The sequence below is a fragment of the Patescibacteria group bacterium genome, from assembly GCA_028692545.1.
Classification (GTDB): domain Bacteria; phylum Patescibacteriota; class Patescibacteriia; order UBA1558; family S5-K13; genus STD2-204.
The window spans coordinates 1-8673 of the sequence record JAQUXC010000022.1 but is presented as its reverse complement, the minus strand read 5'-3'; the positions used below and the strand labels follow the sequence as shown (position 1 = coordinate 8673).

Sequence of the window (8673 nt, the reverse complement as noted above, 5' to 3'; positions counted from 1 at the left end):
CAAGGATAAAGAAATATGGATATAATATTATATTTACTCCAATTACAAGTATAAAACATCACAAAGGAGAAAGTTTTAAACAAGAAAAAATACTGCGAAATCAAAAAACATTCAATAAAAGCCTATTAACATATTTCAAAAAACATAATAGTAAATTGTCTGTTTTAATTTTACAATTTTTTATGCTTGTAAATTGGTTTATAGTAAGACTTGTTGTAGTAGCTGCAAAACTAAAAATATTACCAAAGAAAAAAAAGTATTTATGAAAAATATTTTCAAAAACAAATACTTTAGCATAACATTTCTAATACTTTTTATATTTGAAACAGTATCTTTTATTACTCATGAAATAAGTAGTATTGAAAATTTTGTATTTATAATAACATCTCTACTGATATCATATTTTATTATAAAAAATATTGAATATGCAATATATATAAGCTTTGTAGAACTTATTGTAGGTTCTCAGGGACATTTATTAGACCTAAATATTGCTGGATTTGATATATCCCTTAGAATGATGATATTTGCAATATCATTTATAGCAGGAATAATATATCTACTAAAAAACAAAACTAAATTATTCAAAAGTAAATCAACTACAATTAGTTTTTGTATTTTTATTATTATGCTTTTATGGGGAACAATTCTTGCATTAATTTATAAAAGACCAATTCAAAATATATTTTTAGATTTAAATGGATATCTGTTTATATTAATACTTCCAGTATTTTATAATATTATAATGAATCGTATAGGACTTAGAAAAACATTTGTAATATTACTCACAGCAACCATTTTCTTTTCCCTAAAGACAATAATAATTTTTTATATATTTTCTCATCACTTTGCTGGATTTGATCTTGCTACATTATACAAATGGTTAAGAGATTTGAGAATATTTGAAATAACAAGAGTAAATGATAATTTTTATAGAATATTTTCACAAAGCCAAATATATCTACTGATATCATTTTCAATAACATCTGTTTTTATAGCCTACAACAAAATAAAAGAAAACAAAATATTATTTACAGCTGGAATACTCAATCTCATAGCTATAATAATTAGTTTTTCGAGAAGTTATTGGGTTGGATTATTAGTAGGGGGAATATTATTTTTATTTTGGCTTATAGCAAAAAAAATAGAATTCAAAAAAATATTTATCATGTACTCAAAGTTTGCATTTATGTTTATTTTTAGTCTTCTCGTAATATTTGCTCTTACAAAAATACCCTATACTTCTACAAAGTTAAACAATCTATTAAGCGAAAGACTAACGCAAGGAGAAGCAGCAAGTAATTCAAGACTAGAATTATTGCCACACATGACAGATGCTATAAAAAAAAGTCCTATTCTAGGACATGGATTATCTTATGAAATAACATATTTTTCCCAGGATCCAAGAAACAAAACAGACGAAAACCCAAGCGGTTTTATTACCACATACAGTTTTGAATGGGGTTGGCTCAGTATTTGGCTAAAATTCGGAATTTTAGGTCTAATAGCTTATTCGTACATAATCTTGAAAATACTCTTTGATTTTGTTAAGCTAAATCTTGCAAACAAAAAAATGAATGAAAAATATCTATTAACCTTGGGTCTTGTGATTGGATTAATGACTGTATGCTTTACTAATATATTTTCACCATACTTAGACCATCCACTTGGAATAAGCTTAATAATACTAATAATATCAATACAAGATAAATTAAAATGGCAAAAATCAGCATAAATTTAGTAATATGGAATGGAGCAAAGTACCTTCCGTATTGTATAGAATCTATAAAATACCAAACTTTCACAGATTGGGAATTAAATATTTTAGATAATGGTTCATCAGATAATTCCTTAAGTTATCTAAAAGAACATTATCCACAATTCAAAGTAGTAACACTCAAAGAAAATATAGGTTTTGCAAAAGGACATAACAAATTAATATCTTGGTCAAATTCTGATTATATTTTTTGCTTAAATCAAGATATTATACTAGACTATGACTTTCTAAAAAATACTGTAGAATTTTTAGAAACTCACAAAGATGTAGGAGCAATATCTCCAAAAATATATAGATGGGATTTCAAAAAACTTAGAACTTCTTCTACGTCACCAGAACCAGAAAAAGCACTTCAAACAATAGACAATGGTAAAACAAATATTATAGATAGTTGCGGACTAGAAATTTTCAAAAATCATCAAGTAGTAGAAATTGGACATGGACAAGAAGATAGCCATGAGTTTCAAAATATACAAGAAATATTTGGAACATCAGGAGCAGTTCCAATATATAGAAAAAAAGCATTAGAAGAAATAGCTATAGAAAATGAATATTTTGATGAAGATTATTTTTCATACAAAGAAGATATAGATTTGAGCTTTAGATTGCAACTATCTGGAAACAAAATATATTTTGTTCCAAGTGCTATTGCATATCACGATAGAACTGCTTCAAATATTTACGGAACAAAAAATACCGACATCACAAAAAATAGAAAATTAAAATCTAGTTTTGTAAACAAATATTCTTACAAAAATCATATATTATGTATAATTAAAAACGAATTTACAAAAAATTTAATAAAATACTTTCCAAATATATTTTGGTATGAATTAAAAAAATTTATATATATAATATTTTTTGAGAGAGAAACTCTTTTATTTTTTATAAACAATTTGAAACAAATTAGAAAATTTATAAAAAAAAGAAAATACACTTTTAAAAATATAAATAAAATAAAACCAGAAGATATTTCAAAATGGTACAAATCGAGCTGAACCAGCTCAGCTGGTCTGAGCTCGACAAATAAAGATATGAATCTATCAATTATCATACTAAATTACAAACAAGCAAATTTGATAAAATATCAATTAAAAAAATTATATTATTATGATTTTCCGTTTGAATCAGAAATTATAGTTGTGGATAATAATTCTCATGATAAAATATCTGAAGTCATAGATAAAAATTTTCCAAATGTGAAACTCATAACAGGAAAAAATATTGGTTATGGAGGTGGAAATAATTTTGGAATAAAATCTGCTCTTGGAGAATATGTACTTATCTTAAACCCAGATATTAGAATAAAAAAAGATGTCATTTTAAAATTATATGAATTTATAAAAAATAGAGAAGACATAGGACTTGTCGCACCAAGACTTATAAATGCAGACGGAAGCATACAAGATACATGTTTTGCATTTCCAGACTGGAAATATCCAATATATAGAAGAACAAAATTAGCAAAAACAAAATCTGGAAAACAATGGCTAGAAAATTTTTTGATGAAAAAATCAGATAGAAATTCCACAATGCAAGTAGATTGGATAATGGGAGCTTGCTTTATGATGAAAAAAAGTACAATGGAAAATATTGGATATTTTGATGAAAATATATTTATGTATTTAGAAGATATGGATTTATGTAGAAGATTGTGGGAAAAAAATAAAGCAGTTTATTATATGGGTAAAATATTTGCTATACATTTACATCAACAAGCGTCTCATGGGAAAAATATAATAAAATCTTTGCTAAATAATAAATTATCTAGAATACATTTAAATTCTTGGATTTATTATATGAAAAAATATAGAAACAAAAAATTGCCACTATATTGTCCTAGTACAAAAAATATTAAATAAATTCTACAGTCATATAAACCTCTTCAAATTCTTTATCTACTGATAAAATTTTTGGAGTTAAATCTTGACTAGAAACAAGAGGAATTATTGAAACAAAAGGTTTGACACCATAAAAATAAGGTTTATTAAATTCACTTTCATTTTGCAAAATATCTAAATAAGATTTATTTTTTATAATATTAAAAAAATTGTCTACAAATTTATCAACATCATAATTTAGATTATCTTTGTTATTTTTTACAAGATCACCACATGCTATTACAAGTACTGTGCCCTTTTCACTTTTCAAAAAATTAGAAAATAATTCACCAAATTTTAAATGATATGATAAATCTGATTCCGAACAATTTATAAGACAAAATTCTGTATCCACGTTTCTTTCTAACACATCTCTTTCTAATCCTTTTGCATGAATATGATATTTATCCAAATAATACAAAGGAACAAATGCTTTGTAATTTATTTCTGACTTAGAATATAAATTTACATTTATATTATTTTGTCTTAAGAAATATTTAAGCCTTGTGCTTAAATCCAAATCTCCATTTACATGAAACTTTACTGACAAATCTCCAAACTCTTTGAAATCCACCATAAATGATTCACTTTGATTTATAGAAATATTATTAAATCTTTTATAACTTGGTAAAATCAAAAATATTTTATCAGGATCTATCTCATAAATTTTATCTCTAATATATTCCCATGATTTTATTGAATTAGAAATATTTTTTGATTTTTCGGGAGTTATTTTATCTATAAGTAGAGGACTATGAGGAGAAAAAATTGTATAAATCATAAAACGTAATTATTAATTATAAAGGTTGACTTTCATCTTGTGGTAATAATTCATCTGGATTTATATTTTCTATACTAGAAGATACTACATCTCCAGTTATGTGCAAATTCAAAACATCATCATCTACTGTTATTACATCACTCCATTTATATCCAAGACTTTCAAAAATTTCACCACTAATAATAGCTCTTTTCTTTCCCTCTGAAATTACATAAACATCAGTTTTGTTGTAAAATTTTACAAGTGTTCCATCTTTTAGAAGTATTGGATCTCCATCTGACATATTTCCAAGTTCTTCATCTGATACAATTTGTTTTATTGAATCAGGATAATTTATTTCAAAGATTTGTTCGTTCATTATAAAATATTTTTTTTCATCTTTTACATAATAAATATCTCCATTTCTATTTTGCAATATTGCACCATTTGGATAAATACTATTTAAAGTTATATTTTCTCCTTTTTCATAATAATTATAATCTTGCCAATCAATATTCATAACCTCCTCAGGATTTACACCAAAAAATCTAATAACCTCTTCTGATTCAAATAATCTCAATTTATCATTATCTAAAAGATAAATTTTGTTTTCTGGTGTTTTTAAATATGAATAATTTACAAATTTTATAGCAAGTCCTTGTGGATATTTATCCAAATCACTATGACTTACATTTATTATATCTTTTGATCTATATCTACTCAAAAATGCAGACCAAGTAATAAATGGGCGTCTATACCCATCTTCTATAAGCCAAACAGATGAAGAATCATAAGCTTTTAATATTGCACCATTTGGATAGCTTAGCGTAAACCATTTTTGCCAAATTTTCCAAAAGTTATAATTTCCATTTATATGAGGTGTATAATTATAAAGATTTACAGTGGCCTGATTTGCTGGTGTAATTTTTATTCCATCAATATTATACTCTTTTCCTATGTGAAAAAACCAAGATGTAGAAGAGTTATCAATATAAAATCTATTTCTCTCTGCTGCGCTCATTACTTGATTATAAAAACCTTTATATTTCAACAAACGAGGATCATTCATACTACAAGAATCACATATTGAAAATCCAGTTGCCCAATCAAGTTGTTTTTGTTTAGGATTTGGATCTGTAATAAGACTTTGTTCTTTTTGTAAAACTACCAATAAATATTTTGGATTTATTCTATGTTTAATAGATGCTCTATAAATTATTTCAGATGCATTTACATATTTTAATTGCTCTTCATCATACACCGAATAAGTTTTTAGTATTCCGTTTTGACGATTCAAAAAATATTGTATTTCATAAACACTCATAGAAGAATAATCTTCCAATTCAAAATCAGATATTATATAATTTGGATCAAAATTTGGATCAAAAGTTTTGGAATGTATTATTCCAATTATACAAAATACAAAAATGAAAATTAATATAAAACTAAATTTGTTTTTGTTTTTTATCATTTTGAAATTATGTTTAATGATTTTTTACAATTCTGACAAAGTCCATTTGTATCACATCTTGTTATTATATATCCTTGTCTTTCTATATTCACAACTCCACAGCTTGAGCAATATGTATTTTCTCTCGAATCAGATGCAATATTTCCCAAGTATACATAATTTAACCCAACACTTTTTCCAATATTATATGCGTTTTCTAATTCTTCTTCCGAGCTAGCACGGTGTGACAAAAGTTTGTATGAAATTTCTGGTGAAAATTTGGATATGTGCCATGGAGTATCTTTGCCAAGTTTTTCATAAATAAATTTTGCAATATCCTTTATCTGATTTTTAGAATTTGTTTCATCTGGAATAAGTAGCGTTGTGATTTCTATAAAAATTTTATGCTTTTTTAAATATAACAAATTTTCTAATATTGGTTCAAGTGATGCGCCTGCAATTTTTTTGTATTTTTTATTATCAAAAAATTTTATATCTATATTTATTGCATCGAGATAGGGGATGATTGAGTCCAAACAATCTTTACTCATATACCCATTTGAAACCCAAACATTTTTCAAGTTGCTTTCTTTTGCTTTTTGCATAATTGGAAGAGCTGTTTCTACAAAAACCGTTGGCTCTGTATATGTATAAGAAATAGATGGGCAATTGTTTTCTATTGCACCAGACACAATATCATCCGCACTTTTTTCTTCTCCAGGAAATTCTTCATCTAATTTTTCTATTTTTTGAAGCTGAGAAATTTGCCAATTCTGACAATTGAGACAAGAAAAATTACAACCCATTGCAGACACAGAATAAGTTTGAGTATCTGGCAAGAAATGAAAGAAAGGTTTTTTTTCTATTGGGTCAATATTTATTGCTATAAATTTATTGTAATTAAGAGAGTAGAGTGTGCCATCAATATTTCTTCGCACAGCACAAATTCCTGTCATACCAGGCAATATATGACACCTATGATTGCACAAATTACAATCCACTGATTTATAGTTGTTTTTGGTATAAAATAAAGCTTCTTTCATACATATTATTATACCAATTTTTAGGTTATTTTTACTATTGACAAATATATCTAGATATGATACAATATTATATTGCAATAAAAATGCAAAATATAAAAAATAAACAATCGGTTTCAAAAAGGAGGAACCATGTTAGCTGCTAAGAATAATCCCAACGATGTTGGTGGAACCGTTGACGAAGATCCCGAAGTCCCTATGGACACAAACCAGGAGCAAGAAGAAGCTCCTGTGGATCAGGAAGAAAATCGTGACGAAGATCGTTCCCATGAGAACGCTCGTCGCCCAAAACCCAAAAACCACCGTCCCGGATTCTTTTCCAAGTACTGGTGGTGGATTGTTCTAATTCTTTTCGTGGTAATTTTTACTGCGATAATTATCAAACAAATGAACAATCGCCGCGTAACTCCACCAGCTCCTACTCCTGTAGTTGCTCCAGTAGTTGCTCCAGTAGACACTACCGGTGCAGCCGCCCATGCAGATTCTTTGGCGATAGCAGAAGCTATACAGGCTCATGCAGACTCTCTCAGTATTGCGGAGAAAAACTATGAAGGTATTCTATACGGAAAGGTTATGAAGTGGAAAAACTTCACAATGACAATGTATGACAAAAAAGAAGCGGAGCTAGGTATTACCGATTCCTTAATCGTCGTTCTGGGAAACGAATACAACCGTATTCTCGGAGACAAGGAAAGAGACCCAGCTATTTGCTTCTACGAGAACGGGCTTAAGATTAAAAACCAATCTCATCCCACAACCCAAACCACCACCCAAAAACCCAACACTACTCCAGCAAATCAGGCTGTATCAAACAATGTACCTACTAATTACAGAGTCGTAAAGACTCTACCCAGGTCTGGATATATTACCAAATGGCGTGAGTGGTCAACCCGGCTTGGCTGGGGGACTATGGGAGGCGATGTAAATGTCGAAGGAAACTTCGGCAAAAATATCGCATCCATACCAGACGAGACATCCGATTTTCGTGGATGTTCAATTCAAATTCCTCATGTCGTAAAAGACAGTCTAATTGTTCTCAGACAAAGGGCTGTATCTTCTCACGATGACCCGAATTTCGTCACCTACGAAAGCTTTAACAACAGGGTTATAGCCGGTATAACCTCAGGGATGACCTGGGGTGGAACCAAATCTGATAAGTTGCAGAAAATAGACTCCGCTCCAATCAACGTGAGGATAACTCACGTCATGAAAAACGGAGTTCGAGTCCCAATTTCGGCAATTAACGCCAAAGTCTACTCTCTGAAATTAACCAGAGAACAGGCTCAAGCATTGAAACTGCCGGCGAAGTTTATCCCGCCCGCAGGGAAAAGAGTAGTCTTCAAAGTATTCTTCTTTGGAGATGGGTACGGCGACGTACCCCAATGTAATAACATCTGCTGGCAGTCCTACTTCGAGTAGGACTGCCACACAATAAAACAAGGCGCCAATCGTGTAACGATTGGCGCCTTTAACTTTTTATTTAAACTTTTAAGAAATGAAAGGAGGCAACACGATATTCTGTGCTGCCTCATCTATTTATAAGCGATTGAATCCTTTTTTTTGTTGTGAATAAGGAGGTAAATGAGCAAAGACTCAATATCGCTGTGATTATATTTTTGCATAAATATAGAAAAATGTCAATGTACAGTTAACAGTCAAGGGTTACACTTTCTAAATACTTTTCATGAGGAGTAAGTCCGTTAAGGGTTAAATGTATTCTTTTAAAATTGTAATAATTTAGCCATTCATAAGGAGTGTTCCAAATT

Annotated in this window: 8 protein-coding genes; 5 read left to right on the top strand and 3 right to left on the bottom strand. The window is 28.8% G+C overall.

From position 1 onward, the window contains the following. From PHZ07_05425 to PHZ07_05410, 4 genes are all read left to right on the top strand, one after another. On the top strand, positions 1-266 hold a 266-nt coding region (locus PHZ07_05425; GenBank protein ID MDD3285007.1), incomplete at its 5' end, for a hypothetical protein. Further along, entirely contained in the window at positions 263-1735 is a 1473-nt protein-coding gene (locus tag PHZ07_05420) for an O-antigen ligase family protein (protein ID MDD3285006.1), read from the top strand. The genes PHZ07_05425 and PHZ07_05420, both read left to right, overlap by 4 nt. Then, positions 1717-2775 carry a glycosyltransferase gene (locus tag PHZ07_05415; protein MDD3285005.1) on the top strand — a complete coding sequence of 353 codons (1059 nt, stop codon included), beginning with the start codon at positions 1717-1719 and terminating at the stop codon, positions 2773-2775. Before PHZ07_05420 ends, PHZ07_05415 begins: the two co-directional genes overlap by 19 nt. Before the next feature lie 36 nt (positions 2776-2811). After that, positions 2812-3639: a glycosyltransferase family 2 protein gene (locus PHZ07_05410; GenBank protein MDD3285004.1), complete on the top strand. Its 828-nt coding sequence runs from the start codon at positions 2812-2814 to the stop codon at positions 3637-3639. Here PHZ07_05410 and PHZ07_05405 read toward each other — a convergent pair. The 3 genes from PHZ07_05405 to amrS are packed head-to-tail and all read right to left on the bottom strand — an operon-like array spanning position 3632 to position 6910. Beyond that, a complete protein-coding gene (locus PHZ07_05405) occupies positions 3632-4438 on the bottom strand; it encodes a hypothetical protein (GenBank protein ID MDD3285003.1) in 807 nt (268 codons plus the stop codon). The two genes, PHZ07_05410 and PHZ07_05405, sit on opposite strands and share 8 nt — an antisense overlap. Before the next feature lie 16 nt (positions 4439-4454). Further along, positions 4455-5888: a hypothetical protein gene (locus PHZ07_05400; GenBank protein ID MDD3285002.1), complete on the bottom strand. Its 1434-nt coding sequence runs from the start codon at positions 5886-5888 to the stop codon at positions 4455-4457. Continuing rightward, positions 5885-6910, bottom strand: coding sequence for an AmmeMemoRadiSam system radical SAM enzyme (amrS, locus tag PHZ07_05395; GenBank protein ID MDD3285001.1), 1026 nt, complete (start codon positions 6908-6910; stop codon positions 5885-5887). Before amrS ends, PHZ07_05400 begins: the two co-directional genes overlap by 4 nt. Before the next feature lie 129 nt (positions 6911-7039). Between amrS and PHZ07_05390 the strand changes: the two genes are divergently transcribed. Further along, complete coding sequence (locus PHZ07_05390) at positions 7040-8326, top strand: hypothetical protein (protein MDD3285000.1); 1287 nt, start codon at positions 7040-7042, stop codon at positions 8324-8326. Positions 8327-8673: the final 347 nt, after the last annotated feature.

What these genes read in the sequence shown, in the direction of transcription:
- PHZ07_05420 (MDD3285006.1), top strand. Translation starts at nt 263, where the DNA reads ATGAAAAATATTTTCAAAAACAAATACTTTAGCATAACATTTCTAATA.
- PHZ07_05415 (MDD3285005.1), top strand. Translation starts at nt 1,717, where the DNA reads ATGGCAAAAATCAGCATAAATTTAGTAATATGGAATGGAGCAAAGTAC.
- PHZ07_05410 (MDD3285004.1), top strand. Translation starts at nt 2,812, where the DNA reads ATGAATCTATCAATTATCATACTAAATTACAAACAAGCAAATTTGATA.
- PHZ07_05405 (MDD3285003.1), bottom strand. Translation starts at nt 4,438, where the DNA reads ATGATTTATACAATTTTTTCTCCTCATAGTCCTCTACTTATAGATAAA.
- PHZ07_05400 (MDD3285002.1), bottom strand. Translation starts at nt 5,888, where the DNA reads ATGATAAAAAACAAAAACAAATTTAGTTTTATATTAATTTTCATTTTT.
- amrS (MDD3285001.1), bottom strand. Translation starts at nt 6,910, where the DNA reads ATGAAAGAAGCTTTATTTTATACCAAAAACAACTATAAATCAGTGGAT.
- PHZ07_05390 (MDD3285000.1), top strand. Translation starts at nt 7,040, where the DNA reads ATGTTAGCTGCTAAGAATAATCCCAACGATGTTGGTGGAACCGTTGAC.